The 26,046-nt window shown below is 63.9% G+C and carries 21 protein-coding genes and 1 pseudogene; 7 read left to right on the top strand and 15 right to left on the bottom strand.

Going from position 1 to position 26,046, the window contains the following annotated elements; genetic code table 11:
• Positions 1–3 precede the first annotated feature (3 nt).
• Together pruA and ACLQI9_RS00475 are read left to right on the top strand one after the other, a co-directional pair.
• Positions 4–1,635 carry an L-glutamate gamma-semialdehyde dehydrogenase gene (gene pruA, locus ACLQI9_RS00480; RefSeq protein ID WP_442390719.1) on the top strand — a complete coding sequence of 544 codons (1,632 nt, stop codon included), beginning with the start codon at positions 4–6 and terminating at the stop codon, positions 1,633–1,635.
• On the top strand, positions 1,635–2,603 hold the full coding sequence (locus tag ACLQI9_RS00475; RefSeq protein WP_442378028.1) for a proline dehydrogenase family protein: 969 nt from the start codon (positions 1,635–1,637) through the stop codon (positions 2,601–2,603). The genes pruA and ACLQI9_RS00475 overlap by 1 nt, the downstream gene beginning before the upstream one ends.
• Before the next feature lie 23 nt (positions 2,604–2,626).
• Here ACLQI9_RS00475 and ACLQI9_RS00470 read toward each other — a convergent pair whose 3' ends face one another.
• The 9 genes from ACLQI9_RS00470 to ACLQI9_RS00430 all read right to left on the bottom strand — a co-directional run bounded on the left by ACLQI9_RS00470 (position 2,627) and on the right by ACLQI9_RS00430 (position 9,775).
• The gene (locus ACLQI9_RS00470) at positions 2,627–2,860 is read right to left on the bottom strand and encodes a hypothetical protein (RefSeq protein ID WP_442378026.1); all 234 of its coding nucleotides are present in this window, start codon (positions 2,858–2,860) and stop codon (positions 2,627–2,629) included.
• Positions 2,861–3,049: 189 nt separating this feature from the next.
• Positions 3,050–3,667, bottom strand: a complete 618-nt coding sequence (locus ACLQI9_RS00465) for a TetR/AcrR family transcriptional regulator (RefSeq protein WP_442378025.1) — start codon at positions 3,665–3,667, stop codon at positions 3,050–3,052.
• Between the two features lie 15 nt (positions 3,668–3,682).
• The gene (locus ACLQI9_RS00460; protein WP_442378023.1) at positions 3,683–4,852 is read right to left on the bottom strand and encodes a lipid-transfer protein; all 1,170 of its coding nucleotides are present in this window, start codon (positions 4,850–4,852) and stop codon (positions 3,683–3,685) included.
• Positions 4,849–5,316: a MaoC family dehydratase gene (locus ACLQI9_RS00455; RefSeq protein ID WP_442378021.1), complete on the bottom strand. Its 468-nt coding sequence runs from the start codon at positions 5,314–5,316 to the stop codon at positions 4,849–4,851. The genes ACLQI9_RS00460 and ACLQI9_RS00455 overlap by 4 nt, the downstream gene beginning before the upstream one ends.
• Complete coding sequence (locus ACLQI9_RS00450) at positions 5,313–6,437, bottom strand: acyl-CoA dehydrogenase family protein (protein ID WP_442378019.1); 1,125 nt, start codon at positions 6,435–6,437, stop codon at positions 5,313–5,315. Before ACLQI9_RS00450 ends, ACLQI9_RS00455 begins: the two co-directional genes overlap by 4 nt.
• A gap of 13 nt (positions 6,438–6,450) precedes the next feature.
• Positions 6,451–6,852, bottom strand: coding sequence for a Zn-ribbon domain-containing OB-fold protein (locus tag ACLQI9_RS00445; RefSeq protein ID WP_442378017.1), 402 nt, complete (start codon positions 6,850–6,852; stop codon positions 6,451–6,453).
• Positions 6,852–7,400 (bottom strand): FAS1-like dehydratase domain-containing protein, encoded by a 549-nt coding sequence (locus ACLQI9_RS00440; protein WP_442378015.1) that lies wholly within the window; start codon positions 7,398–7,400, stop codon positions 6,852–6,854. Before ACLQI9_RS00440 ends, ACLQI9_RS00445 begins: the two co-directional genes overlap by 1 nt.
• Positions 7,397–8,614, bottom strand: coding sequence for an acyl-CoA dehydrogenase family protein (locus ACLQI9_RS00435; protein WP_442390717.1), 1,218 nt, complete (start codon positions 8,612–8,614; stop codon positions 7,397–7,399). The genes ACLQI9_RS00440 and ACLQI9_RS00435 overlap by 4 nt, the downstream gene beginning before the upstream one ends.
• 3 nt (positions 8,615–8,617) lie before the next feature.
• Positions 8,618–9,775: a cytochrome P450 gene (locus ACLQI9_RS00430; protein WP_442378040.1), complete on the bottom strand. Its 1,158-nt coding sequence runs from the start codon at positions 9,773–9,775 to the stop codon at positions 8,618–8,620.
• Between the two features lie 229 nt (positions 9,776–10,004).
• Here ACLQI9_RS00430 and ACLQI9_RS00425 point away from each other — a divergent pair, with 229 nt between their 5' ends.
• Positions 10,005–11,468: an aldehyde dehydrogenase family protein gene (locus ACLQI9_RS00425; RefSeq protein WP_442378011.1), complete on the top strand. Its 1,464-nt coding sequence runs from the start codon at positions 10,005–10,007 to the stop codon at positions 11,466–11,468.
• A gap of 164 nt (positions 11,469–11,632) precedes the next feature.
• Positions 11,633–13,990, top strand: a complete 2,358-nt coding sequence (locus ACLQI9_RS00420; RefSeq protein WP_442390715.1) for a CaiB/BaiF CoA transferase family protein — start codon at positions 11,633–11,635, stop codon at positions 13,988–13,990.
• Between the two features lie 77 nt (positions 13,991–14,067).
• On the opposite strand, the pseudogene ACLQI9_RS00415 reads toward ACLQI9_RS00420, so the two are convergent.
• The 3 genes and pseudogenes from ACLQI9_RS00415 to ACLQI9_RS00405 form a co-directional block, all read right to left on the bottom strand.
• A pseudogene (locus tag ACLQI9_RS00415) lies at positions 14,068–15,214 on the bottom strand (site-2 protease family protein).
• A 65-nt stretch (positions 15,215–15,279) separates the two neighbouring features.
• Entirely contained in the window at positions 15,280–16,161 is an 882-nt protein-coding gene (locus tag ACLQI9_RS00410) for a universal stress protein (protein WP_442378007.1), read from the bottom strand.
• Between the two features lie 624 nt (positions 16,162–16,785).
• Positions 16,786–18,435 (bottom strand): GAF domain-containing protein, encoded by a 1,650-nt coding sequence (locus ACLQI9_RS00405; protein ID WP_442390734.1) that lies wholly within the window; start codon positions 18,433–18,435, stop codon positions 16,786–16,788.
• 447 nt (positions 18,436–18,882) lie between these two features.
• Here ACLQI9_RS00405 and ACLQI9_RS00400 point away from each other — a divergent pair, with 447 nt between their 5' ends.
• The 3 genes from ACLQI9_RS00400 to ACLQI9_RS00390 all read left to right on the top strand — a co-directional run bounded on the left by ACLQI9_RS00400 (position 18,883) and on the right by ACLQI9_RS00390 (position 22,552).
• Complete coding sequence (locus ACLQI9_RS00400; RefSeq protein WP_442378005.1) at positions 18,883–20,700, top strand: AMP-dependent synthetase/ligase; 1,818 nt, start codon at positions 18,883–18,885, stop codon at positions 20,698–20,700.
• Between the two features lie 275 nt (positions 20,701–20,975).
• Positions 20,976–21,824 carry a universal stress protein gene (locus ACLQI9_RS00395; RefSeq protein ID WP_442378003.1) on the top strand — a complete coding sequence of 283 codons (849 nt, stop codon included), beginning with the start codon at positions 20,976–20,978 and terminating at the stop codon, positions 21,822–21,824.
• A gap of 23 nt (positions 21,825–21,847) precedes the next feature.
• The gene (locus ACLQI9_RS00390) at positions 21,848–22,552 is read left to right on the top strand and encodes an SRPBCC family protein (protein ID WP_442378001.1); all 705 of its coding nucleotides are present in this window, start codon (positions 21,848–21,850) and stop codon (positions 22,550–22,552) included.
• Between the two features lie 3 nt (positions 22,553–22,555).
• Here ACLQI9_RS00390 and ACLQI9_RS00385 read toward each other — a convergent pair whose 3' ends face one another.
• From ACLQI9_RS00385 to ACLQI9_RS00375, 3 genes are all read right to left on the bottom strand, one after another.
• On the bottom strand, positions 22,556–23,002 hold the full coding sequence (locus ACLQI9_RS00385; protein WP_442378000.1) for an SRPBCC family protein: 447 nt from the start codon (positions 23,000–23,002) through the stop codon (positions 22,556–22,558).
• Between the two features lie 187 nt (positions 23,003–23,189).
• Positions 23,190–24,680, bottom strand: a complete 1,491-nt coding sequence (locus ACLQI9_RS00380) for a bifunctional lysylphosphatidylglycerol flippase/synthetase MprF (RefSeq protein ID WP_442377998.1) — start codon at positions 24,678–24,680, stop codon at positions 23,190–23,192.
• Positions 24,681–24,726: 46 nt separating this feature from the next.
• A complete protein-coding gene (locus ACLQI9_RS00375) occupies positions 24,727–25,566 on the bottom strand; it encodes a slipin family protein (RefSeq protein ID WP_442377996.1) in 840 nt (279 codons plus the stop codon).
• Positions 25,567–26,046 lie beyond the last annotated feature (480 nt).

The raw sequence follows: 26,046 nt of genomic DNA, 5'->3' as shown, positions 1-26,046 counted from the left end.
GACATGGACGCGATCACCGATGTTCCCCTGCCCGCCAACGAGCCGGTCCACGAGTACGCCCCGAATTCGCCCGAACGCACTCGGCTGCAATGCGCGCTGACCGCGCTGGCCGATGAGCCGATCGACCTGCCGCACGTCATTGGCGGCGCGCATCGCATGGGTGACGGTGAGCGGATCGACGTCGTGCAGCCGCACCGGCATGCGGCGACGTTGGGCACGCTGACCAACGCCGACCATGCCGATGCCGCCGCTGCCATCGAAGCGGCGATGGCCGCCCGAGCACACTGGGCGGCGACCCCGTTCGACGAACGCGCCGCGATCTTTCTGCGCGCGGCCGATCTGCTCGCCGGGCCGTGGCGCGAGACAATCGCGGCCGCGACCATGCTGGGTCAATCGAAAACCGCCTATCAGGCCGAAATCGACGCTCCCTGTGAGCTGGTCGATTTCTGGCGGTTCAATGCCGCCTTCGCACACCAGATTCTGGCGCAGCAGCCGCTGAGCGTACGCGGGGAGTGGAATCGCACCGACTACCGCCCGTTGGACGGCTTCGTCTATGCGATCACGCCGTTCAACTTTTCCGCGATCGCCGGGAATTTGCCCACCGCGCCGGCGCTGATGGGTAACACGGTGGTGTGGAAGCCATCAATCACGCAGACATTCGCCGCATATCTGACCATGCAACTGCTCGAGGCGGCCGGATTGCCGCCCGGTGTGATCAACCTGGTCGCCGGTGATGGCTACGCGGTTTCCGATGTGGCGCTGGCGGATCCGCGGCTGGCCGGGATCCACTTCACCGGATCGACGGCGACGTTCCAGCGGTTGTGGCGCGAGGTCGGCGGCAATATCAAGCGTTACCACAGCTACCCGCGCCTCGTCGGAGAGACCGGCGGCAAAGACTTCGTGCTCGCCCACAATTCGGCGCAACCGGACGTGTTGCGGACCGCGCTGATCCGCGGCGCGTTCGACTACCAGGGGCAGAAGTGCTCGGCGGCCTCGCGAGCATTCATCGCCCACTCTATCTGGCAGCAGATGGGTGACGACTTCCTGGCCGCCGCCGCGGAGCTGCGATTCGGCGACATCACCGACTTCTCCAACTTCGGTGGCGCGCTGATCGACGAGCGTGCCTTCACCAAGAACGTCGACGCGATTGAACGCGCGAAGGGTGCGGCCGGTGTGACGATCGCGGTCGGCGGCGAATACGACGACAGCGAAGGCTATTTCGTGCGCCCCACGGTGCTGCTGTCCGACGACCCGACCGACGAGGCGTTCACCACCGAGTACTTCGGTCCAGTGCTGTCGGTGTACGTCTATCCCGATGACCAATACGAGCGCATCCTCAACGTGGTCGACACCGGTTCGCGTTACGCGTTGACCGGTGCGGTGATCGCCGACGACCGCGACGCGGTGCTGGCCGCGCAGAACCGTTTGCGGTTCGCGGCCGGCAACTTCTACGTCAACGACAAGCCGACCGGGGCGGTGGTGGGCCGCCAGCCGTTCGGTGGCTCCCGCGGATCGGGAACCAACGATAAGGCCGGTTCCGCATTGAATCTGTTGCGCTGGACGTCGGCGCGCTCCATCAAGGAGACCTTCGTCCCGGCCACCGATCACAACTATCCGCACATGGCGGAGCAGTGATGTCGAGCCTGTTCGCCAAAACGCTGCGCCCGGCGATTCTCGCCGCCGGCCGATCCGACGGGCTACGGCGCACCGCGGAACGGTTGCCGGTCACCAGCAAGGTGGTGCACCGGTTCGTACCGGGGGCGACGCTCGATCGCGTGTTGGACAGTGTTGCGGCCCTGCGAGATTCGGGCCGACTCGTCAGCATCGACTACCTGGGCGAGGATGTCACCGACATCGACGGCGCGAATGCGACTATGCGTGCCTACCTTCAGCTCCTGACCGCACTGGGCCGACGGCCGGATGCCAGTCATGACGGTGTGCGCCCGCTGGAGGTATCGTGCAAGCTTTCGGCGTTGGGTCAGGCACTGGAACGCGACGGCGAGAAGATCGCTTTTGCGAACGCGCACACCATCTGCGAGTGGGCCGAGCAGATCGGTGTGTGGGTGACCGTGGACGCCGAAGACCACACCACCACGGACTCCACACTGTCGATCGCGGCCGATCTGCAGACTGATTTCCCTTGGCTGGGCGTGGTTTTGCAGGCCTATCTTCGTCGCACACTCGGCGACTGTGCACAGTTCGCCAGATCCGGGATCAGGGTGCGGCTGTGTAAAGGCGCCTATGACGAACCGGCATCGGTGGCCTACCGGGACGCCGCGGCCGTCACCGACTCGTACCTGCGCTGCCTTCGGGTGCTGATGGCAGGCTCGGGGTACCCGATGGTGGCCTCTCACGACCCCGTAGTCATCGCCGCGGTGCCCGTACTGGCGAGTGAATCCGGGCGTGGTGCGGGCGATTTTGAGTACCAGATGCTGTACGGAATCCGCGACGGCGAGCAGTTGAGGCTGGCCGGCGCCGGCAACCGGATGCGGGTGTATGTACCGTTCGGCACTCAGTGGTACGGGTACTTCATGCGTCGGCTAGCCGAGCGACCGGCCAATCTGACGTTTTTCATGCGGGCGCTGGCGGAGCGCGGTCACTGACCGCGCCGCGGCCGCGGACGTTGTCAGGACGCTTTGGCGTACCTGCGAACTAGGTCGTCCTCCCCGAACGTGTCGTTTTGCTGCCGCCCCTCTGCGTCGGAGCCGAAAAAGGTCCACCGCCGTGGACTTGTCTGCGGCCCGCTGATCATCTTGACCGTGTAGCGCACGTGCGTCGGGCGCATCGTGCCGATGACGTCGCCGACCCGGATTTGTGACGGGTGAATCTCGGGTGCATCTCCCCCGTTTTGCATGGCCACGCCACCCCATCCTCACTCTGTTTGCCGTCTCGCTACCCGCGATCTGCTTCCCTTGCCGAATGGGCAGCACGTGCCGCCTTGGGTATCGCTGAAGCAATATTGCAGCGCAGTGACGTCTACTTCGCCACCGTACAGCAATGGCGGAGCTGATAGCGGCGCGCCCTTCATGCGGGCGCTGGCGGAGCGCGGTCACTGACCGCGCCGCGGCCGCGGACGTTCGTTGGCGAACCCTCGGACCAGGTGTGCACGCACAAAGTCTTCGACCACATCGGGGTTGTCCATGTCCAGTGTCGATGACGGTGTGCTGAACAACGAGAACAGTATGCGCGCGAACCATTCGCCGGCGCACTGAATGTCGAGGTCCTTGCGAACCTCGCCGGTGAGCTTGGCCGCAGCGAGGTGGGGCGCCAGGAAGTCCACGCATTCGCGCAGCAGGACGGCGGCGTCTTTGGTCAGCAGCAGGCTGATCGCGTCTTCGTCGAAGTACTTCTCGGAGGCGATGACACGCCGTGCCTGGGTGACGAATACTGCTGCGCGGCTGAGCTTGTCCTCCAGCGAGCTGCCCCGGTCCATCGCCGTAGACATCCGGCGATAGAACTGCTCGGAAGCGTGCTCGGCGCACGCTTCGACGATGGCGGCCTTGTCGCGAAAGTACTCATAGATCGTGCTGCGGGAGACACCCGCCATCTTGGCGATGTCGACGATGGTGGCCTTCTGCAGTCCTTGCTTGCCAAAACAGGCATAGGCTGATTCCACGATGAGCGCGCGGGTATCCGTCGCGTGGGTCAACGCAGAGGCTCGAGTCATCGCAGATGCAGTTCCCTACCTGTCCGTTGCCAGAATCAGGCCGCTGGTGGGCACGCCGGTGCCCGACGTGACGAGTACGTGCTCGACGTTGTCGACTTGGTTGTACGAGGTTCCGCGGATCTGCCGGACGCCCTCGGTGATGCCGTTCATCCCGTGGATGTAGGCCTCACCGAGCAGTCCGCCATTGGTGTTGATCGGCAGTTCCCCACCCAGCGACAGCCGCTCGACGGTGGCGAAATCTTTGGCTTCGCCCCGGCCGCAGAGTCCGAGTTCCTCGAACTGGGTGAATACGAACGGCGTGAAATGATCGTAGATGAACGCGGTTTGGATGTCTTGCGGCTTCAAGCCCGAATCGCGCCATAGCCTGTCCGCGACCACGCCCATCTCTGGGAGCCCGGTGATGTCGTCGCGGTAGTAGCTGGTCATCATCTCGCCGTTGTAAGCCGCCCCCTGCGCGGCGGCGGTGAGCACCGCCGGCGGCTGCCGGAGATCCCGGGCGCGTTCGGCGCTGGTGACCACCAGCGCGACCCCGCCATCGCTTTCCTGGCAGCAATCAAGCAGACGCAGAACGGGTTCGATGATCCAGCGCGAATTCTGGTGGTCTTCCAGCGTAATTGGGCGCTGGTAAAACCACGCGTCGGGATTGTTGGCCGCATGTGCGCGGTCGACGACGGCGATGCGGCCGAAGTCTTCATTGGTCACTCCATAGGCCGACATGTAGCGCTGGGCATGCAGCGCGACCCACGCTGCGGGAGTGAGCAATCCGAAGGGGGCGTAGTGCGCCATGAACAGCGGGGTCTCGGCGTTGGTGCGTCCGCTGCCACCGAAGCGAAAGCCGGAACGCTCGTTGAAGGCGCGCCAGCACACCACCACATCGGCGACACCGCTGGCGACGGCCATCGCCGCGTGTACCACGGTGCCCGCCGCCGCGCCGCCGCCGTGCGGCACCCGGCTGAAGAAGCTGAGGTCGCCGATACCGACGTTGCGTGCGACGTCGATCTCGTCGCTGGAGTCCATCGTGAAGGTGACCATGCCGTCGACGTCACTGGGCGCCAAGCCGGCATCGTCAAGAGCGGCACTGACCGACTCGCACGCCAATTGCAGCTCGCTGCGCCCGGATTCCTTGGAGAACTCGGTCTGCCCGATGCCCACTATCGCGCAGCTGCCAGGCAGCGCGCCGCTCATGCGCCAGCCCCGTCGAGCAGGCTGAGAACGGCGGTGCCGGAGACGTGATCGCCCAGGCTGTTGGATGCTCTGAAGGTCACCTCGACGAAGTTCTCACCGTCTGATCCCTCGGTCTTGCCGGTTACGCTGCCAGTAAAACGCAGCGGATCGTCGGGAAAACACGGCACGCCCAGGCGAATCGACAGCTTCGTGACCATCGCTTCGGGCCCTGCCCAGTCGGTGAGGAAACGCACGCAATATCCGTTGGAGGTCAAGATGTTCATGAACAAGTTGGGCGAGCCCTGCTTGTTGGCGTAGTCGCGGTCGTGGTGCACCGGCATGAAGTCACGCGATGCGATCGCGCCGGCGACGATCATCGTGGTGGTGATCGGAATCTCCAGCGGGGTCACCTCGTCACCGACCTCGATGTCGCCCCACTGCAGGGTCTTTTTAGAAGTCGTGCCGCGGGTTTTGGCTGTCGTCATCGCCGTCCTTCCGGGTATGTGCTGCCCAGGTGAGCCAGCTGCTGGGAAGCCGAGCCCAAGGTGAGTTCGTTCTGTTTGGCCCACAGAAAGTAGCGGTGCAGGGGATAGGTGATGTCGATCCCAATCCCGCCGTGCACGTGTTGGGTGGTGGCGGCGACTCGGGCGCCGGCCTCGGCAGCCCAGAACTTCGCGATTCGTGCCGCGCGGTCTGCGGGCCGGCCCTCCGCGATCAGCCAGGCGGCGTGCCAGGTGGTCCACCGGATCGCCTCGACGTCGATGAATCCGTCGGCCATCCGCTGCTGCACCGCCTGGAAGCTGCCGATCGGGCGGCCGAATTGTTCACGCCCGGTGGTGTATTCGGCGGCCATCCGCAAGGCGCGGTCAGAGACCCCGAGCTGGATAGCGCACAAACCGACCAGCGCGCGGGTATAGAGCGCACGGACCAGGGTACCGGGGCCTTGCAGCAGGTCCGCGGCGGAAACGGTTGCGCCGTCGATGAATACATCGGCGTGTGGTATGCGAGTAGTGGTCGCCGCCGGCCGGATGCCGACACCGTCGGCGTCGGTCGCCAGCAGGAACAGGCCCACGGCGCCGTCTGTGCCGTCATCGATAGAGGCGGGGATCAGCACGGTGTCGGCGAGTTGGGCTGCCGGCACCAACTCCTTGGTGCCGTCCAGCCGCCAATTCGGGCCGTCGCGACGTGCGGTGGTGGCGGGCTTGACCGGGTCAGAGCGGCCGGGCTCCTGCAGACCCGCGCTCAGGATGCGGGTTCCGTCGATGACGCCGGGCAGAAAGCGCCGCTGTTGCTCCGGGGTTCCGTGCCGGGCGATCGGGTCGGCGCCCAGCAGCAGCGTCGGGTAAGCAGGCACCGGTGCCACGCTCCACCCGACTTCGGCCAGCAACACCCCGAGTTCAACGAAGCCACCGCCGTTGCCGCCGACCGATTCCGGTAACGCGGTGCCCAGCAGGTCGACCGAGGCCAGTTCTTTCCACAGCGCGGCGTCGTAGCAAGATTCGTCGGCTTCGAGTTCGGTCAGTCGTTCCGGGGTGGCTCGGCGCTCGAAGACTTCCCGGGCCAGGTTGCTGATGGTCTCTTGCTCTTCGGTGAACGTGAAGTCCATGGGCGTCACCCGGTCATTCGGCAGGGGGCCGAAATTGGTGAAGCACAAGATCGTTGTCGAAAGTCTGGTAGCAGACTTCGACCGGCATCCCAACTGTGACGTCGGCCGGGTCGATATCACACAAGTTCGAAACCAACCGTACGCCTTCGGCCAGCTGCACCAGGACGACGATGTAGGGATAGTCGAAGAACGGGAACCGGGGTTGATGCGGCATCACGTAGCTGTAGACAGTGCCCCGACCCGACGCCTCGATCGCCTCCCAGTCCAGGGAGCGGCATTTGGGGCACATCGGCTGGGGCGGGTTGCGCAGCGTTCCACAACCATTGCAGCGCTGGATCAGTAGCTTGTGGTCGCGCAACCCGTTCCAGAAGAACTCGGTGTCCGGGCTGATCGCGGGTGCCAGTCGGGACGCCATCAGCGTTCCGGCCTGAATCGCAGCACCCGGAATCGCTGGCGGCCGAGCACCTCACCGTTCTGATCGGTGTAGGTGATCACCCAGGTGAGGAAGTAGCCGGTGCCCAGCGCGGTCTTCTTTTCGTCGGAGACATCCTCGTACACCGACGTCGCGCTGATGACATCACCCAGCCGGGGATAGCGCTCGATCTCGAATTCCGAGTTGGTCGCCACGATGCTGGTGTATCCGGCCTCATCGAGGAAAGCCGTTGGATTACCGGTGATGTCGATGGGAGAGCCTCCGCGGTCCCCGATTCCTTCGAGTTTGGGTGACGGCATTATCCAGGTCTGCAGCATGACCGGTGGGGACACGATGCCGCCGAACCGGGACTTGGCCGCGAACTCCGGGTCGAGGTAGACGGGGTTCATGTCGTCGAGCGCGTACGCCCAGTGCCGGATCATCGGCTGATTGACCGGATCCGGCGCCACCGACGGCTTTCCGGCACCGCCGGTGGGTTGGCCGACAAGCGCCTCGAGCTTGTTGCGGAACTCGGTATCTGAATTGGTCACTGAGTTGGTCCTCCTGACTTGTCCGTCGGGCGAAGGTCACGTGGTGCTCGCGGCATACCCAACCCGGCCATCGCGATGATGTCTCGTTGGATCTCATTGGCGCCACCGCCGAATGTGTTGATCACGGCTATCCGATAGGCGGATTCCAGCGCACCGCGTAGCGGCGCGTCGGCGCCACGCCGTAACCCGTTGTGGTCGAGCACTTCCAGCAGCTGGCGGGCGACCTGCTGGGTCAGCTCGGTGCCGAAAACTTTCGCGGCAGACGCTTCCCCCATGTTGAGCGCGCCCTTCGTCATTGCCGCATTCACCCGCGCGTTGACGAGTTTGTACGCGGCGACCTGCGCCTCGACCCGGGCCAGTGCGAGCTGCACCCAGGGCTGGTCGATGACACGGCCGTCGTCGAGCTCGGTGTTGGTGGCCCACTGCAGCGTCTGCTCGAACAACGGCTCGAGCGCGGCGAGATTGCTCAGAGCTGCTCGTTCGAAGTTCAACTGGGTGGTGATCAGCTGCCAGCCGTGGTTTTCACCGGCAACGATCGCGCTCGCCGGTACCCGCACATTGTCGTAAAAGGTATAGAAGGTGGAGATGCCCGGCATGGTGTGCAGCGGCTGCCAGGAGAATCCGGGCGAAGAGGTGGGCACGATGAAGATGGAAATGCCCTTGTGCTTCTTCGCGTTTGGATCGGTGCGCGCGGCCAGCCAGATGTAGTCGGCGTACGCGGCACCGCTGGTGAACATCTTCTGACCGTTGATCACGTAGTCTGCGTCCGGTCCTGAGCCGTCGCGGACCGCGGTGCTGCGCAGCGAGGCCAGGTCGCTGCCCGCCTCCGGCTCGGAGTAGCCGATCGCAAACTCCACGGTGCCATCGAGGATCGCCGGCAGAAAAGTCTGCTTTTGTTCTTCGGTGCCGAACTGCATCAGGGTAGGCCCGACGGTGTTCAGGGTCACCAGCGGAATTGGCGCGTTGACCCGTCGCGCCTCTTCGGCGAAGATGAATTGTTCGATCGCCGAGAAACCCTGCCCACCAAATTCTTTCGGCCAACCGACGCCGAGCAGGTTGGCGGCGGCCAGGGCGCGAACGCATTCCCGCACCTCGGGACCGCCCTCTATGCGTTCGCGGATGGCGGCGCTGCGGTCAGGCGTCATCACCTGTTCCAGCGTCGCGCGGATCTCGGCGCGCAGCTGCTCTTGCTCGGCGGTGTACTCGAGTTGCATCGCTTAGGCTCCTAGCCGGACCGGCATCCGCTTGACCCCGGGCACCATGGTGGCCCGCATCCGGTCGACCTCACCGACCAGCTCGAGCCTGGGGAAGCGGCGCAGCAGCTCTTCGAACATCACCGTCGCCTCCAGACGCGCCAGTTGCGCGCCGACGCATGAATGTTCACCGCACCCGAATGCGATATGCGGGTTCGGGTGGCGAGTCACCTTGAATTCTTCTGAGTCACAACCGAATGTATCCTCGTCACGGTTTGCCGACCCGTACAGCATCACCACCACGTCGCCCTCGGCGATGCGCTGACCGCGAATCTCCACGTCGACCGTCGCGGTCCGCGCCATGTGGACCACCGGGCTGTTCCACCGCAGCATTTCCTCGACGGCGCCCGGGATCAGTGCAGGATTCTCTACCAGCAGCCGGCATTGGTCGGGGTGGGCGATCAACGCGAGGGTGCCCAGTGCGATCAGATTGCGGGTGGTCTCGTTGCCGGCCACCAGCAGCAGGAACGCGAAGTTGAGCAGGTCTTCGTCGGTGAGCCGGTCTCCGTCGATCTCGGCGCCGGCCAGAATCGAGAGCAAGTCGTCGCGCGCTTCGACGCGTCTGGCCCCGATCACCTTTTGGAAATACTCGAAGAGCTGGCCGATGGCCACAAACGGGTCCAGTTCGATCTCGGGGTCAGCGGTTCCGGTGGCGGCGTCCGACCAGGCCCGGAACTGCTCCCAGTCGTCCGGCGGGGCGCCGATCAGCTCGGCGATCATCCGGGTGGGCAGCGGAGCGGCGATCTCCTCGGCGAAGTCGTGCACGGAGTCTGGTTGCATGCCGTCGAGGATTCCGCGGACGATTTCGCGGATTTTCGGCTCGAGCACGGCAACGCGTCGCCGGGTGAACCCCGAGTTGATCAGCTTGCGCAGCTGCCGGTGCCGTGGCGGGTCGCTGAAGATGAGGTTTCCCGGTTGCACCGGGCTCGGCATCGCCGGGTCCGGGATAGTGATGCCCTTGGTCGAGGTGAACGTCGCCGGGCTGCTCGACACGAAGCGGATGTCATCGTATCGGAGCAGCGCCCAGAACTTGGTGACATCGTTCCAGCACACCGGCGCCGTCGCGCGCAGCTCGCGGTATGCCGGATAGGGATCGCCGGCGTAGAAGTCGGGAGAATGCAGAGGGACCGCCGAACAGAACTTAGCGACCACTGGCCTCCCTCGACACCACGGTGATCGTACATTTCGATACGATCTGTCCGGTGCACCCTGTTTACTCTGGCGATACCGCCAATGTCAATATGCGTGCTGTCAAGGTGAAATACGCGCTCGGCCACGCTGAGCATTGACGACAGTGCTCCGGCAGGTGTACACCAAACGTTGAGCCGCCGGACCGTCCAAAGGAATGAACATGGCTGACCCACGCTCGCTCATCGACACCTACGCGGTCTACATCGACGGGCAGTGGGTCGAACCCGAGAACGGCCGCTACGACGACATCAGTCCCGCCACCGAGGCGGTGATCGCCTCGGCGCCCGACCCGAGTCCCGCTCAAGTCGACAGTGCGATCGCGGCCGCCCGCGCCGCGTTCGACGCGGGACCGGGGGCCGACGCCGGACCCCAGCAGCGGGCGGGTTGGCTCAACCAGCTCGGGGCGGCGTTGCTCGAGCATGCCGACGAGTTTTTCGCGCTGGCGCAGCTCGAATGGGGCTGCACCGGCAACGAGCGAGTTATCCACGTCGAAGGACCGGCATTCGCGGCGTTGAACACCGCAGAACTCGCCACCCATCCGGTCGCGGAGCAGATCGACGCCTACGGGGCCGCGGGTAAAACCCTGCTGTGCTACGAGCCACTCGGTGTGGTGTCGATTCTGACGCCATGGAACTTTCCGCACACGCTCAATGTCATGAAACTGTGCGCCGCGCTGGCCGCCGGCAACACCGTCGTGCTCAAGCCTTCGCCACTGGCCCCGCTCGCGGGTCTGGCGCTGGCCCGAATCATTGACGAGCACACCGACATTCCGCCGGGTGTGGTCAACGTGGTCACCCCCTCCGGCATCGAATCCAGCAAGATGCTGACCGTCGACCCGCGGATCGACATGGTCAGCTTCACCGGGAGCTCGGCGGTCGGCCGGGAGGTGATGGCCGCGGCCGGCGGCACGATGAAGCGGTTGCTGCTCGAGTGCGGAGGCAAGTCGGCCAGCATCGTGCTCGACGACATTGCGCTCAGCGACGAGATCTTGGAGCGGATGCTGTTCGAGTCCTGCTCGTTCCACGCCGGACAGGCCTGCATTTTGCACAGCCGGCTGCTGCTTCCCGACTCGATCCACGACGACGTCGTCGATCGGCTGGTCGAGGCGGCCCGCGGTGTGAAGGTCGGCGACCCCACCGATCCCGAGGTTCAGATGGGCCCGTTGATCAGTGCCGCACAGCTGAAACGTGTTCAGGCACACGTCAACCAGGCTCTCGACGACGGCGCCAAGTTGGTGACCGGCGGCGGTCGGCCGGCCGGCCTGGATACCGGTTTTTACTTCGAACCGACGATCCTGACCGAGGTGACGCCGGATGCGACCATCGCCCAGGAAGAAGTGTTCGGTCCGGTGCTGTCGGTGCTGCGCTATGGCGACGACGACGACGCGGTAAGGATCGCAAACAACTCCCAGTACGGGCTTTCCGGTGCGGTGTGGGGCGCCGACGTGGCCCGCGCGGTCGCCGTCGCTCGACGGGTTCGCACCGGGCAGATCGCGGTCAACGGCTTCGGTCCCGGCGGGGCACCGTTCGGCGGCTTCAACCAGAGCGGGTTCGGCCGGGAAAGCGGCGGAATCATGGGAATTCGTCAGTACATGGAGCCGAAGGCCATGGGACTGCCCGCGTGACGCGCGCCGACGACGAAGATGCCGGTGCAGCCGGGATCGAGGAGTGGCGCACATGAGCGGAGCCGACGACGAAGATGCCGGTGCAGCCGGGATCGAGGAGTGGCGCACATGAGCGGAGCCGATGACGAAGATGCCGGCGCAGCCGGGATCGAGGAGTGGCGCACGTGACAGGGGCCCTCCACGGGCTTCGCGTGGTCGAGATCGCCAATGAGATCTCAGGTCCTTACTGCGGCAAACTGTTGGTCGATCTCGGTGCCGACGTCACGAAAATCGAAGCGCCATCTGGTGATTCGCTGCGCCGATGGGGCCCGTTTCCCGGTGGCGAGCCTGACCCCGATCGCTGCGGTCTGTTCGAGTACCTCAACGCCGGCAAGCACGACACGGTTCTGGACCTTACGTGTGAAAGCGACGCAGCCGTCGCTCGTCAGCTCATCGGCGACGCCGACGTCCTCATCGACGCGCTGGCTCCCGGAATCCTGGACAAGTCCGGACTCGGAGTCGACGTATTGCAAGACATCAATCCAGGCCTTGTCGCGGTGCGCATCTCAAACTTCGGACAGCACGGCCCGTTTCGCGCTGCTGTGGCCACGTCGCTGACGCTGCAGGCGGCATCAGGCTGGATCACAGCACGCGATCCCGACCGCCCTCCCGTCCAGGCAGGCGCCCGGATCGCCGAATACGTCGCGAGCGGCTACGCCGCCCTGGGCGCGTTGACGGCGCTGCGGATCGCATCCAGAAGTCGGGTCACCGAGGTCGACGTCTCGGTGTTCCAGGCACTGCTGTCCACGCTGCCCTACCCGATGCTGATGGCCGAACGGATGCGCACACTTGGCCTGCCATCCAATACGCGCTCGGCCCCCATGCTGGGTGTCGTCCGGGCGGGTGACGGCTGGGTCGGGATCAACTGCCTGACCGGGCAGCACTGGCTCGACGTGTGCGCCATGCTCGAACTGCCGGAGTTCGGTGAGCACCAGTTCGCCATCCAAATTGGCGGTCCGGAACGTGCCGAATTCTTCGCGGCGGCCCAGCCCTGGTTGAGCGAGCGAACCGTCGCCGAAATCGTCGAACTGGGTCAGGCACTGCGTATTCCGGCGGCGCCGGTGGCAGACGGCGCCACCGCGCTGGAATGTCCTCAGTACGTCAAGCGGGGATCCTTCGTCGACGCCGGGGGACAGGGTTGGCCTTTTCGGCGTCCGGGGCCGCCGTTTCGCTTCTCGAGGACACCGGCGACGTCGCGACCCGGGACGTGCAGTGAACGATCCCGCGGACCCCGGCCGGTCGGCGAGATCGCGGATCCATCTATGCCTTTCGCCGGAACGAAAGTCCTTGACCTGACTACCTTCTGGGCGGGCGGATACCTCACCTGTTACCTCGGCGCCTTCGGTGCCGACGTGGTCAAAGTCGAGTCGATCCAACGGCCCGACGGTTTTCGCTATACAGCCGCGTTTCCGCACGAGGGCGATGACTGGTACGAGCGCAGTGCACTGTGGCAGGCCACCAATCTCAACAAGCGAGATATCACCCTGGACTTGACCTCACAGGCCGGCCGCGAACTCGCACGCCGGCTTGCCGCGCAGGCCGATGTCGTCGTGGAGAACTTCTCGCCGCGGGTGGTAGAGCAATTCGGGCTGGATTACCAGTCGCTAGCAGCGCTGCGCCCAGACGTAATCATGGTCCGCATGCCGGGATTCGGCCTCGACGGCCCGTGGCGGGACTACGTGGGCTGGGCGTTGAACATCGAACAGGTTTCCGGTATGTCGGCGGTCACCGGCTACGCCGACGGTCCGCCGTGCAACGTGCAGGGTCCAGCCGATCCCATCGTCGGCGTGCACGCGGGCGTGGCACTGCTCGCCGCGCTCGAGCACCGCCGCCGCACCGGCGAGGGCCAGCTGATCGAGGTCGCGCAGATCGAAGTCGGCGCCGCCGTCACTGCCGAACCGGTGATCGAGTATTCGATGAACGGGATCGTCCGGCCGCGCGAGGGTAACCGGCAGCGCGGATTCTGCCAAGGTGTCTACCCGACCGACAGCGACGACGCGTGGGTGGCGCTGTCGGTACGCGACGACGACGACTGGTCTCGGCTGGTCGACGCGATGGGTCGGCCGGGGCAGCTCGAGGATGATCGCTTGGCGACGGCCGATCGCCGCGCGGCCCACCATGACGTATTCGATCATGTCGTCGCCGCCTGGACGCGGACACAGTCGCCCGCCAATATCGTTGCGGTTCTTCAGGATCGCGATATCCCGGTCGCGGAGGTGATCGCGCCTGAGCGGATGTATGACGTGCCGCAGCTCGATGCGCGCGGATACTACGAGGATTTCGAGCATGCCATCACCGGCCGGCACCGCTATCCCGGCTGGCCGTTCCGCATCACCCCCGGTCCTGTTCGCCACCACCGCTTCGCCCCGCCGACGCTCGGCCAACACAACGACGAGATCCTGAGTGGCCTGGGACTGTCCCGCGATGAGCTGGATGCCCTGCGCCGTGACCGCGTCATCGGCGAACGAGTGGCCGGCGTGTAGCGCTGATGCGCTGTGTCGGCGCCGCGAGTCGGGGTGTCGGATGGCGCTGTGAGGCCGGCCGAGAAATCGATTGCGTATCACAACACCCGATCAGCACGTCTCGGTACGTCGAGCGCGCGGACGTCGATCAATCTGCTGATGTCGCATGCGGTGACGATGCCCACCACCCCACCGTGGTGCACCACAAGCGCTCGATTGCCGTCGCTTGAAGCCAGCCGCTCAAGCAAAACGGTAAGCGGCTCGTGTGGGGCGGCAGTGACGACTCGATCCATTGGCATTGCGGCATCGCGCACCAGGGTGGTTCCGCGTTCCTCGGGGGCTACCAGCCGCAATTGTGCCAGCGTGATCAGTCCCACGATGGTGCCGCCCGGGCCTTCTACGGGATAGGCCGAGTGTCGGTCGCCGAGCACATAGGAGTGGATGAAGTCCTCCACGGTGATCCAGCCGGGAGCCGTACGCGGCTGAGCGGTCATTGCATCTGCGACGCGTACCCCGGCAAGAGACTGGCGGGTCAGAATCCTGCGTTCCTCGCCATGCGCGGCGGTGAGCAGGAACCAACCGATGAACACGGTCCACACGCCCCGTCACGATCGATGCAACCATGAACTCGAACAGGCCCAGCGCGATGAGCACGTATCCGACGATGCGCCCGCCGTGCGTTGCACCGACTTCGCCGCGGACCTTGTCTCCATGGCGGCGCCACAAGTAAGCGCTGAGAACGCGGCCGCCGTCCAACGGCGCGCCGGGCAACAGGTTGAACAGACCCAGTAGCAGGTTGATGCCTGACAGCCACCATGCCACGCCCACAGCGACATTCGCCGCGCCCAAGTTCCGGAGTACCGCACCCAGCGCCGTAAAGACTCCCGCCAGTGCCAGGCTTGTCACCGGACCGGATATCGCGATGCGAAACTCCGTTCCTGCGGTTTGTGCTTCGCCGCCCAAGCGAGTCACGCCCCCGAACAGCCACAGCGTCACATCCGACACCGGTATGCCGGCGCGGCGGGCGACGACGGCATGCATCAGCTCGTGTGCCAATAGGGACGCCAGCAGCACCACCGCGCCGATAGCCCCGGCCACCCAATACGTCAGTGCCGAACGACCGGGCGCACTGCTGGGTAGGGTGCTGGCTAGACTCCAGGTGAACAACCACAGGATCACCAAAACGCTCCAGTGGACACCTAGGCGGAAACCCGCCACCGTCCCGAGACGTATGTGCTCGCTCACAATCAACCTCCAGATCTTGTGCAACCCAGTAAAATTCGCGCCGCAGCGCTGGAATCCTTTCGGCGCTAGTGACTGCGGCCAACAATCACCGGTGTGCGGGATGCGTGCGCTACCGCGCTGCTGACCGATCCGAGCACCATTCCGGCGAACCCGCCCCGGCCGTGGCTGCCGACGACAACCAGCTGGGCTGCCTCGGCGTGGTCGAGAAGTTGAGCGGCTGGCCGGTCGTCCACCACGACGCGGTGGACGCTGACGTCGGGATAATGCTTCTGCCAGCCAGCCAAGCGCTCGACCAGGATTTCTCCGGCAAGAGATAGCCTCGCTCCCTTGCTCGGGATATGCGCCACTTCGGTGTCGCTGACGGCGTGTAGGGCCACCAATCCCGTGCCTCGCAACGACGCTTCTTCGAACGCGATCGCGGTGGCCAGCTCTGATGCCGGTGATCCGTCGATGCCGAGGAGCACCGGTGCCCGGCCGGTCCGCGACGGTAGGGAAGCCTCGTCATGTATCACCGCTACAGGGCAGTGGGCATGATGGATCAGCCCGGTGCTGACTGATCCCAGCAACACCCGGCGCACGGTTCCCAGCCCGCGAGCGCCGACGACGACCATGTCTGCGTCTTTCGACATGTCGACCAACGTCGGTACCGGCCCGGAAAAGAACAATTGGCGCTTGATGTCAGCCGGTCCGCCCTCCTTGATGGTGTCTTCGACGATCTCGACCGCATCGTCGAGGATGGCCTGCGCATCGGCTTCGTAAAGGTCGTGCAACTCCGCGGATATGGGCGCCGCGGGCCAGGCGGGGGCCGGAATGGCGACAGCCTGCACGAGCGTGAGCGGCAGCTCGCGCATTGCGGCCTCACGTGCAGCCCACCGCACCGCCTCATCGGAATACCCGGACCCGTCGACCCCGACTACGATGCCGAAATGCTTTTCCAAGTCGGCCATTTGGCTGTCCCTCCTTAACGACCAAGTCCCGGACACGATGTGGCGCCCGTTAGCTTTTGACGCTAGGAGGGGAAGCGGCCGTCGGGAAGGAGGCATTGGTCCCTAGCGCAGGTGGCCTTACGGCCTTTCACGTCGGTCGGAAGTCGACCGTATGGGCCGCACAGCCGTCGCTGAGCACAACGTCGGCGGGGGGCGGGGTCAGGACCCCGGCTCGTCGGGTGACCGCGGACCTTACGAATGGCGTCTGACAATTTGGCGGGTGCCCGTGCTAGGGACTCAAGCCCCCGTTTTAAGGGTCATTCGTCACAACAAACCTGGTGGCCCGCAAGATGATCATCAAGCAGACGTCGGCCGTTCCGTGCTCATTGTTCGCGAGCAGTGTGGTGTGGCAATGATTGGGTGAGTGAGGCACTGCCGTCGAACTTTTCGATGGATCCGTGATCTCGGTTCGTCGGGATAGCCAGGATGACCGAGGCTCGGCATAGCTATTGGGGTCAGCAGGTGGGTAATTATGTGGGCGACGAGATGGTTAATGAATGAGATACCCTTGAGCGCAAGGGAATACCGAACTGATCCTAGTGGAGATGGGGTCGGCAACGTGCCAGTGATTGCCGTTGATCTGACTCAGAAATCCACCAGCGGTGCCGTCCAGTGAACCAGGGTTCCGCCCGCTGGCGGTGAAGCGATGCCGCAGGTGCCGCCCACCTGCTCGGCACGTCGACGCAGATTGGCCAGACCGCTTCGCCGCTGGTTGTCGGCGGGAATGCCGCAGCCGTCATCGATGATGTCGATGCTGAGCGCGTCGGCGACCGTCACGTCGATGCTCAAGTGGGCCGCGCCGGAGTGCCGGACAGCGTTACTGACCGCCTCCACGACGGCAGCTTCGGCGTTCTGAGCCAGATCGGAACCCACAGCGGTCATCGGACCGGACATGTGCAGCGTCGTGATAATGCCTCGGTTCTCCGTGAGATCGGCGACCACCTTCTGTATCCGCCGACGGAACCCGCCACCACGAGCGGTCGGGGACTGCAGTTCGAAGATCGTCGTGCGGATGTCCTCGATCGTGGTCTGCAGATCATCGATTGTGCGGTTGAGCCGGTCGGCGACTTCCGGTGAACGTGCGCGCGCGATGGTCCCCTGTAGATCCATGCCGATGGCGAATAGCCGTTGGATGACGTAGTCATGGAGGTCGTGCGCGATGCGTTCACGGTCGGCCAGGACCGAGAGCTCGCGGGCGTTTTCACGGTTTGCGGCGAGGGCTAGCGAAAGAGCGGCCTGGCTGGCGAAGTCACCTACCAGCTCGAGATAGCCGGCATCGAATGGTGTCTGGTCCCTGCTGCGGGCGACGGCAATCACTCCGATAACTGTGCGCTCGTAGCGCAGCGGCATCGCGATCGCGGAGCGCTCACCTGCATCGGTGAATGCCTGGATCGGGTATCGGAACGATTCGGTGATCAGCGGTGCCCCGGAGCGAAAGACATGGCCCGTCGTCGAACCTTCGACGGGAACCTCTTGCCCGACTACCTCGTTGGCGTGCACGCCAACCGCGGCGGACACGATCAGCGTGTCGATTTCCTCGGCCGGCAAGTCCGCATCAGTAGGAGTGAGGACGATCGCCTGCTCGGCGTCCGTCAGCTTCTGTACCTGCTCGGCGATCAACTGCAGGGGCCGCAGCGGCGAGTCGATACCCGTCACCAGTTCGGTGATGATCTCGCGGCTGGCTTTCATCCAGTTTGCCCGCCGCTCACTGCGTTCGAACAGTTGTGATTTGTCGATGGCCACCGCCGCAGCAGACGCCAACGCCTGAACGGCGACCTCATCGGATTCGGCGAATGTCCATGCTTGGCGGTCGTCGGTCAGATAGAGGCCGCCAAACATGCTCCCCCGGACCATGATCGGCACGCCCAGGAAGGCTCGCATCGCAGGGTAGTTCTCGGGAAACCCAACCGCCGCCGGGTGCGCGGTGAGATCATCGAGGCGTAGCGCGGATGCCTGGTCCAACACCACGCCGAGGATGCCTTTGCCCACCGGCGAACTGCCGATCCGCTGCACCGTGTCAGCATCCATTCCGGCGTGCACGAACGAGGTCAAGTTGCCGTCCGGGTCGCAGGTGGCCAACGCGCCGTAGCGGCTCCCGGTCAATTCCAGCGCTGCGGTGACGACGTGATGCAGCGTCTCGTCCAGGTCGAGATCGGAGCCGATCTTGACGATGGCGCGCAACAATCGTTCCATCTGGTCGCGAGCCGCCAGCATTTTGTCGAGCCCTTCGTGCATCTGGCCGATCGGTGCCCGCTGGCCCAATTCCGCAAATGTCGATTCGCTGTCATCGCTAGTCAAAGGCGCGAAACCTCCGCAACCGCCGTTGCCCGGTGCAAGCGTACGCCCGAACGAAGCGAACATTGCTAACCATGAGTGAATTTTGACCGCTGTACTGCATTCGAGCAGCCCACGCCGCCTTCGCTGGCCGCGACCTGGCCCAACGGAACGATGCGGCATTCGGCGGTCGGGTACACCCGCGGTTTAAACGGGTTTTGACCGTCGGCCGCGTTCGCGGTAACCTTCGGCCCTACGGTTGGAGTCAGCAGCGGCGTAACACCAACATTATGCGACCCAGACCTGATTTGCTGGCTGCTCCCGCGGTCGAGGTGACGACGCAGGGCCGGCTAGCCGGTATCGATGATTACCCGCGAGAAGCTTTAAATCGGGCTAGGTGAGATGCCAATGACCTCCACCAACAATTCTCGCCTTCTAGCTGGTGCGCCGAGCCTGGCTGCACTTTTCCTCGACCGGGTCGAGGCCACACCGGATAAGGAAGCATTTCGGTACCTGGATCACGGACGGTGGGTCTCGGTGACCTGGCGAGACTCTGCCGCCCGGGTGGAGTCGTTGGCGGCCGGGCTGCTCGCACTGGGCATCGAGCCGGAACAGCGGGTAGGGATCTCCTCCAACACGAGATATGAGTGGATCTTGGCCGACCTGGCGATCATGTCCGCCGGGGCGGCCACCACAACCGTCTACGCGAACACCAATGCGGCGGACACCGGCTACATCCTCGGCGACTCAGAATCCCGCGTCGTCTTTGCCGAAAACGCCGACCAGGTGGCGAAGCTGACCGAGAGTCGCGGCAGGTTACCCACCCTTGACAAGGTGGTGTTGTTCGATGGCTCGGCCGACGAGGATTGGGTAATAACACTGGAGGATTTGACCGATCTCGGTGCCAAGTATCTGGCCGAACATCCAGAGTGCGTGCGCGACGCCGTCGCAGCTATCACGCCGGATCGGTTGGCGACGTTGATCTATACGTCGGGAACCACCGGCCGACCGAAAGGCGTCCGGCTAAGCCATCAGGCTTGGGTGTATCAAGGGCTGGCCGTGGCCGCACTTGATGTGGTCGGCGAAGACGATCTGCAGCTGCTGTGGTTGCCATTGGCGCATGCGTTCGGAAAGGTGTTACTAGCTGCCCAGCTGGCCTGCGGTTTCGTTAGCGCGGTGGACGGCCGGGTGGACAAGATCGTGGAGAACACCGCGGCGGTTAAGCCGACTTTCATGGCTGCCGCGCCGCGAATCTTCGAAAAGGCGCACGCACGTATCGTCACCGCTGCACAGCGACAGGGCGGACCTAGGGCCAAGCTGTTCGAAAAGGCCGTCGCCGTGGGACTCGACGTAGACAGGAGCCGCCGATCCGGTCAACAGGTCGGACTCGCAAAGAGCCTTCAGCACAAGCTGTTCGACCGCCTGGTGTTCAGCAAGGTACGTCAGGTTTTCGGTGGACGTATCCGCTTCTTTGTGTCCGGCTCAGCGCCGTTGAACCGCGAGATCGCCGAGTGGTTTCACGCCGCAGGGCTGCTAATCCTGGAGGGTTACGGGCTCACTGAAACCGCGGGAGCGGGGTTCATCAACCGCCCGGATCACTACAAGCTCGGCACCGTCGGTCTCCCATTCGAAGGGACCGAGGTACGCATCGGCGCCGACGGGGAAGTCCAGATTCGCGGCCCCGACGTCATGGCGGGCTACCACAACATGGCCGAAGCCACCGCAGCAGCCTTCACCGAAGATGGGTGGCTGCGCACTGGAGACGAGGGCCGTTTGGATGACGAGGGCTTCCTCAGCATCATCGGCCGCATCAAGGACATGTTCAAAACCTCGGGTGGCAAATACATCGTGCCGCCGGCGATCGAGGAGAAGTTCATCGCTTTGTGCCCATACGCCAGCCAGTTCCTGGTCTTCGGGGAGGCTCGTAACTTCTGTGTCGCGCTGATCGCGCTAGACGCCGACGTGACGGCCAGTTGGGCCGCCGATCAGGGCTTGACCGGCGCGACGTACGAGGAATTGGTCGAGTTGCAGGCAGTGCGTGACATGATCGCTGAGTATGTCGGCAGACTCAATACCGAACTCAACCGGTGGGAAACGATCAAGAAGTGGGCCTTGCTGGAGCGCGACCTGACCGTCGAGGGCGGCGAACTCACACCGTCGCTGAAGGTCAAGCGGGCGGTGGTGGCCGAGCGGAATAAGGAACTCCTCGACTCCTTCTATGTGTGACGACTTGATGCGATCGCACGGTTCCAAGCGAGCCTGGCCATCCGCGCTTTCAGCGATGTTGTGACTTTGGGCCATATCCGCGGTGACTTGCTCCCCTGACCGGCCGCGACCGGGGAACGGATCATTGGAAAGTGAATCGGCGAGGCCGATCCAGACCGGAGGTCGATAGATGGAACAGGACAAGTCGACGCCTAAGGCCAAGAACTGGACGGTCGTTCGCCGCGGCGGTTGTGGCGATGCGCGAGAACTAAGCGAAAGAATTCAAGGGAGACAACGTGATTGCTGAGTACTCTGCAAAGTCGGTTGTAGTGGGTATTGATGGCTCCCAGGCGGCAGTAGCAGCGGCCGTGTGGGGCGCTGGCGAGGCGCTCCACCGCGATGTCGTCTTGAAGTTGCTCCACGTGATTGACCGTAATCGGGCCTTCACACCGGGCGTTGTCAAAGCCCAGCACTTCGTGGCGGAGGCCGCCTTGCAGGACGCGCACGCCGCGGTCGAAGCAACGCAGAAGCCAGTCAAACTCGAATTGGAAACCGTCAGTGGGGATCCGGGTACAACTCTAATTGAGGAGTCACGGTCAGCGGCACTCCTGTGCGTCGGTGCCCCGAAGGCGGTTCCCCACGGGCCATGTGATTCATTGGCCGCCAACATGGCTGCCGCGGCGCACTGCTCGGTGGCTGTCGTCCCCGCCGCGCAGTACCCGGCGATGACGCGAACCGGTTGGGTGGCCGCTTTTCTGAACTCGTCGACTGCCGACTACGACGTCCTTCAGCAATCCATGGAAGAAGCGCAGCTACGCGAGCTTCCCCTGCGTGTGGTGAGGACGAGCCACCCCAACGCGACCGATCTGCGGGGTAGCCACGCAGACGCCGGAGATGTTCAGACGGATTCCGCGGTCGACGAGTCACTTGTCAACTGGGCTCGACGCTATCCCGGCATCGACATGCGCGTCGAGCACACCGACCAGCTCCTCCGGTATGTGGCAGCGCACGAAACGTCTATTCGATCGGTGGTTTTAGGCGCCGAGCACCACGAGGAAGTCGCGCAATTGGTTGAACTAACCAGGTCGAGGGCGCCGCTCGATGCGAATCCTTCGGTGCTCGTCGTCCGTGGTCAACACCCGTGAGCACAGAGAACCATTGCCGTGACATGGGATTCACGACCAACGTCCTCAACGGGGCGGGACTTCAGTTCCTGGCACCTCCCGCGAAACGAATCGCCCAGATCGCAGCTGGCATTGCAGCGCTCTACGCGGCGCGACGGTACTACCGGAATTGGGGCGCTACCAAGGAGGAGTGCCAGATGCGGTTGCCAGGCGACCAGTTGGTTGGCGACCCTGTCATCCAGGCGACTGAGGCGGTGTGGATCGACGCTTCGCCGTCCGCCGTCTGGCCATGGCTACTACAGATGGGCCAGGACCGCGGCAGTCTCTACTCTGAGGCGCTGGCGAACCTGATCGGCCTCCGCTTCCACAACGCCGATCGAGTGGATCCGGGATGGCAGCAACTCGCAGTGGGTGATGTCGTGCGACTGGCCCCGCAAGGCTGGATGGGGCTGCGCAATGGGCTGACGTTGAGCGTTGACGCGATCACGCCCGAAAGGAGCATCGTGCTGCGAGCCACGTCACCGAATCTGCCGCGGGCGGTGTGGTCATTCCATCTTCAGCCGCATTGGGACGACCGTAGCCGGCTAATTGCACGGGCACGGGTTGGCTTGCGGCACCCCGGTGAAGTGTTTGCCATGGAGCTCGCGAGACCGGCGATCGCCCTGATCACGCGGAGTGTGTTGCTTGGTATCAAGCGCCGCGTGCGGCGTGGCCATGCGCTTTCGCGGCGAACCCCAAGCCCGAGGTAGAACTTACTTCGGAGTGTTCTTGACTTCGAGCACGCGCTTGCGCAGGCTTTCGGTGGCCGTTTCCATTAGACCTTTGGCCCCTTTTTTGATCAGAAATCCCGGAAGCGGCACCAGAGGGTCAACGGTGAGCTCGAAGCGGACCCTGGTGCAATCGTCCTCGGGAGTCAACCTGTAGCGGGCTTCCTGCGCGCGTTGTTGTTTGGCGCTGACTAGAGTCCAGCTCACGCCGTCGTCGTGCACAGAGTAGGCGAGCACCTGCTCATCGCTGACGCCAACAACTTTGACGACCTGCCGAGATCTGCTTGGGCGGCCTTGGTCGTCCCGCTCGAGGATTTCGACCTTCTTATGGGCCGAGGACCACTCGGTCAACGACTCAAGGTCGAGCAATACATCCATGATCTCGTCGGGCGTTGCCTCGATGAGGACCTCACGAGTCTGGGTGACAGCCATGCCGCGACTTCGCCAAGATCACCTGACGACGAGCAAGGAAAAATCGCTGCAGCGCAGAGCAAAGTCGCCAGGGAGACAACAACGGTGGATCGCCGCCGCTAGTTGCCATAACGGTTCCTTTGCGTCCGAGAGATTTTGCCGTGATGTCATCATTCGGCGATGCATAGTTTGCGGATAGGGCCGGAAGTCACCGAGGGGGACGGTCAGACGTAATACCTCGGTCTGAACCTTTCAGCGGACCACCGTCAGCGACCGGGCCGGCCCGCCCTGTGTCGGCTCGACCTTCCGGCCGCAAAGCACGTCGGTGCGGCATGAATTCCAGCGACAGCAGAATTACTAACGCGGCCGGTATGTGTCGCATCGACAGGAGCACGTAGCGGTGTTGGCCGAATGAGTGGAACTTGCGGAGATAGCGGTATAGAGACTCAAGTCTGATCAGTGAATCACCCAGGTGAACAAGCATGTAGTAGGTGCTTTCAATCAGTCCGCGGTTTTTGTTGTCGAAGAGTTCAGGAAACGCGGCGAACGCCAATGAAAGCCGTTGGCCGCCCTGCTGTCTGCAGTCATTGATCATGTCGACGCTCAGTCGCTCGTCGATCCCGTTTGGTGCCCCGGGACGGCGCCACGGCACGTCAAGAGTCACGTCGCTGCCCTCGCCCGACGTTGCGTACCGGTGGAATCCTTGAACCCGGCCAGACCGGTCCCGCCCGACAATCAGCTTGATACCTGGGTAGCGGCCCTCGAGCACATGGTTGAGAATCATCGAAAATCCGCGCTCGACATGGGCCCCACGGTGTGACGCATGCAGCACCTTTGCCAATTCGCCCGTCAGCGCATCGTCGAGTTCCTGTTCGGCCACTACCTCAGTGGTGATCCCGACGTTATGCGTGCGCTGTACTGCCTGGCGCAGGTTACGGTATTTCCGCCCAGCCATGTTGAAGCGACACACATCGATTACCACGTCGCGCCCAATCGGTATGGGGCGCAGCGATTGACCGATCACATCGGCATTACGCCATAGTCCAAGCCACTGCTCACCGCAGCCGAGGACGATGATGCGCCAGCCGCGGCTGTGACACATCACGGCGAACTCGCCCACTAACTTCGGGAACCGGTCACATTGACCGATGGGGTCGCCGCTGACTACCGCAAAGCCCAGCCGCGTGCGATAGGCGATCGCCGCGGTGCCATCGGCTTCAAAGTAGTAGCTCTTTGTTGATTGCATCGCGAACGGGGCAAGAGGATCGCCGTGGGTCGCCTCGATGAGTGCCCACACTCGCTGCAGCGCACTGGGGTCCCGCCGCGACGCCGTCGGCCACATCAGTACTGCGCCGGCGCCCGCGACCAGCCCGTCGCCGAGCAGGTCGAGCGAAACCGAGTGCGCACCCAGGCCGGTCAAAAACATCACCACTGCGATGGCGGCGTGAGAAACAGTCACGGGCCGACCCAGCAGGCTGCCGCGCGCAGCCAGTATCACCGCTATCAACAGTGATAGCGACCATGTCAGCCGGCCCGGGGTGTGCCAATCGGCAGCGTGATGGTCGCGGGCCACCAACAGGATCAGCCACCCCAACGTGCCGGCTATCGCCAGCCTGCCGATCCAGCGGACCTGTCGCGGCTCAACGCTGACCATCACGCGATCGCGCACGCCGACCTTAGCTAGGCTCGCTGCCTCCATCGCAACTCCCACTCGCGTAGGTGAAGGCGTGTTTCCAGGGCCTCGTTCAGTGCGCCGTCGCGGCATGGCTGAGCGCCTCGTCGGGCCGACCGTTGGGCGGGGTGGACCTGGATGCGGTCGACTTGCGCGTCAGGAAACTGGTGAGTTCTCCGATCGCGCTCATTATTGGGGCAGGAAAGACGACAGTCGTGTTTTTCTCCACGCCGAGTTCGGCTAGGGTCTGTAGATTTCGCAGCTGCAAGGCCAGCGGGTGCTTCATCATGGTGTCGGATGCATCGCCGAGCGCCGCGGCGGCGCGTGCTTCGCCCTCGGCGGCAATGATTTTGGCTCGCTTCTCGCGCTCGGCTTCGGCCTCGCGGGCCATCGCGCGTTTCATGCTGTCCGGAAGTTGGATGTCCTTGAGCTCTACCAGGGTGACCTCCACACCCCATTCCACGGTGGTGGTGTCGAGGATCTGCCGGATGCTGGCGTTGATCACTTCTGTCTTGGCGAGCACGTCGTCGAGGGAATGTTGCCCGACGACGTTGCGCAAAGTGGTTTGTGCAATTTGATCAATGGCGGCATGGACGTTTTCGATGACGACGACCGATTTGCGGGCATCGATGACGCGGAAGTAGGCGACGGCGGCGATGTCCACGCTGACGTTGTCGCGGGTGATGATGCCCTGCGACTGAATCGGCATGGTCACGATGCGCATCGATACCCGCCACAGGCGGTCGATGACCGGAATGATCAACCGCAGCCCGGGTTCACGAACCGCGATGACCCTGCCGAGGCGAAAGTGCACACCACGCTGATATTGCTGCACCACCCGAATCGAGGCGGTCATCAACAGCACCACCAGGATCCCCACGAAAGCCGCTAGAACTGTTGCGCTTTGGCCCATCACGACCACTCCAATCTCCTCGTCCGGCTGCCGAACCGTTGCAGTAGCAACGTCGGCAACCGGGTACGTCAATGACGCTAGAAGTTCTACCGCTGTGGGTCAGCGGCAAGAAGTCCCCGCCCGCCTGGCCGAAAGGCCCTTTCTATAAATCGCGCGCACCCCATCCTTCACGACCGGTAGTCGCCGGGCGCCCTGCGGCGATGCATTTGTCGAAGCCGCACGTCGCGGTCAGCGCTAGGTCTGGAGCACTCGCTACTTCAGAACGGAGGCGGCTTGCCGGCAGTATCAACCCATTTCTCAACGTGAGTCGCTGTGGAATTCTGAAGTCGGCCCGAATCGTCCGCCAGATAGGACCTCGTAAAGGTCGGTAAACAGCCCGTCGGATCCGGCTTTGATGCCACGGCGGCCATCACTCACTGTCAATGCTCCATTGCGCCACTGTCCGCTGTGAGCGCGCCCATGAGCAGTGTCGTTCGTCCT

The sequence above is a fragment of the Mycobacterium sp. genome (assembly GCF_052143115.1).
Taxonomy (GTDB): Bacteria; Actinomycetota; Actinomycetes; order Mycobacteriales; family Mycobacteriaceae; genus Mycobacterium.
The sequence above is the reverse complement of the archived record's forward strand: the minus strand, read 5'-3'. Positions and strand labels throughout refer to the sequence as shown.

Bases quoted from the DNA above. Each gene is read 5' to 3' on its own strand.
- pruA (WP_442390719.1), top strand. From the start codon at position 4: ATGGACGCGATCACCGATGTTCCCCTGCCCGCCAACGAGCCGGTCCAC.
- ACLQI9_RS00435 (WP_442390717.1), bottom strand. From the start codon at position 8,614: ATGCAACTCGAGTACACCGCCGAGCAAGAGCAGCTGCGCGCCGAGATC.
- ACLQI9_RS00450 (WP_442378019.1), bottom strand. From the start codon at position 6,437: ATGGACTTCACGTTCACCGAAGAGCAAGAGACCATCAGCAACCTGGCC.
- ACLQI9_RS00390 (WP_442378001.1), top strand. From the start codon at position 21,848: ATGGGATTCACGACCAACGTCCTCAACGGGGCGGGACTTCAGTTCCTG.
- ACLQI9_RS00460 (WP_442378023.1), bottom strand. From the start codon at position 4,852: ATGAGCGGCGCGCTGCCTGGCAGCTGCGCGATAGTGGGCATCGGGCAG.
- ACLQI9_RS00445 (WP_442378017.1), bottom strand. From the start codon at position 6,852: ATGGCGTCCCGACTGGCACCCGCGATCAGCCCGGACACCGAGTTCTTC.
- ACLQI9_RS00385 (WP_442378000.1), bottom strand. From the start codon at position 23,002: ATGGCTGTCACCCAGACTCGTGAGGTCCTCATCGAGGCAACGCCCGAC.
- ACLQI9_RS00465 (WP_442378025.1), bottom strand. From the start codon at position 3,667: ATGACTCGAGCCTCTGCGTTGACCCACGCGACGGATACCCGCGCGCTC.
- ACLQI9_RS00475 (WP_442378028.1), top strand. From the start codon at position 1,635: ATGTCGAGCCTGTTCGCCAAAACGCTGCGCCCGGCGATTCTCGCCGCC.
- ACLQI9_RS00400 (WP_442378005.1), top strand. From the start codon at position 18,883: ATGACCTCCACCAACAATTCTCGCCTTCTAGCTGGTGCGCCGAGCCTG.
- ACLQI9_RS00405 (WP_442390734.1), bottom strand. From the start codon at position 18,435: ATGCACGAAGGGCTCGACAAAATGCTGGCGGCTCGCGACCAGATGGAA.
- ACLQI9_RS00380 (WP_442377998.1), bottom strand. From the start codon at position 24,680: ATGGAGGCAGCGAGCCTAGCTAAGGTCGGCGTGCGCGATCGCGTGATG.
- ACLQI9_RS00425 (WP_442378011.1), top strand. From the start codon at position 10,005: ATGGCTGACCCACGCTCGCTCATCGACACCTACGCGGTCTACATCGAC.
- ACLQI9_RS00375 (WP_442377996.1), bottom strand. From the start codon at position 25,566: ATGGGCCAAAGCGCAACAGTTCTAGCGGCTTTCGTGGGGATCCTGGTG.
- ACLQI9_RS00410 (WP_442378007.1), bottom strand. From the start codon at position 16,161: ATGGCCGACTTGGAAAAGCATTTCGGCATCGTAGTCGGGGTCGACGGG.
- ACLQI9_RS00455 (WP_442378021.1), bottom strand. From the start codon at position 5,316: ATGACGACAGCCAAAACCCGCGGCACGACTTCTAAAAAGACCCTGCAG.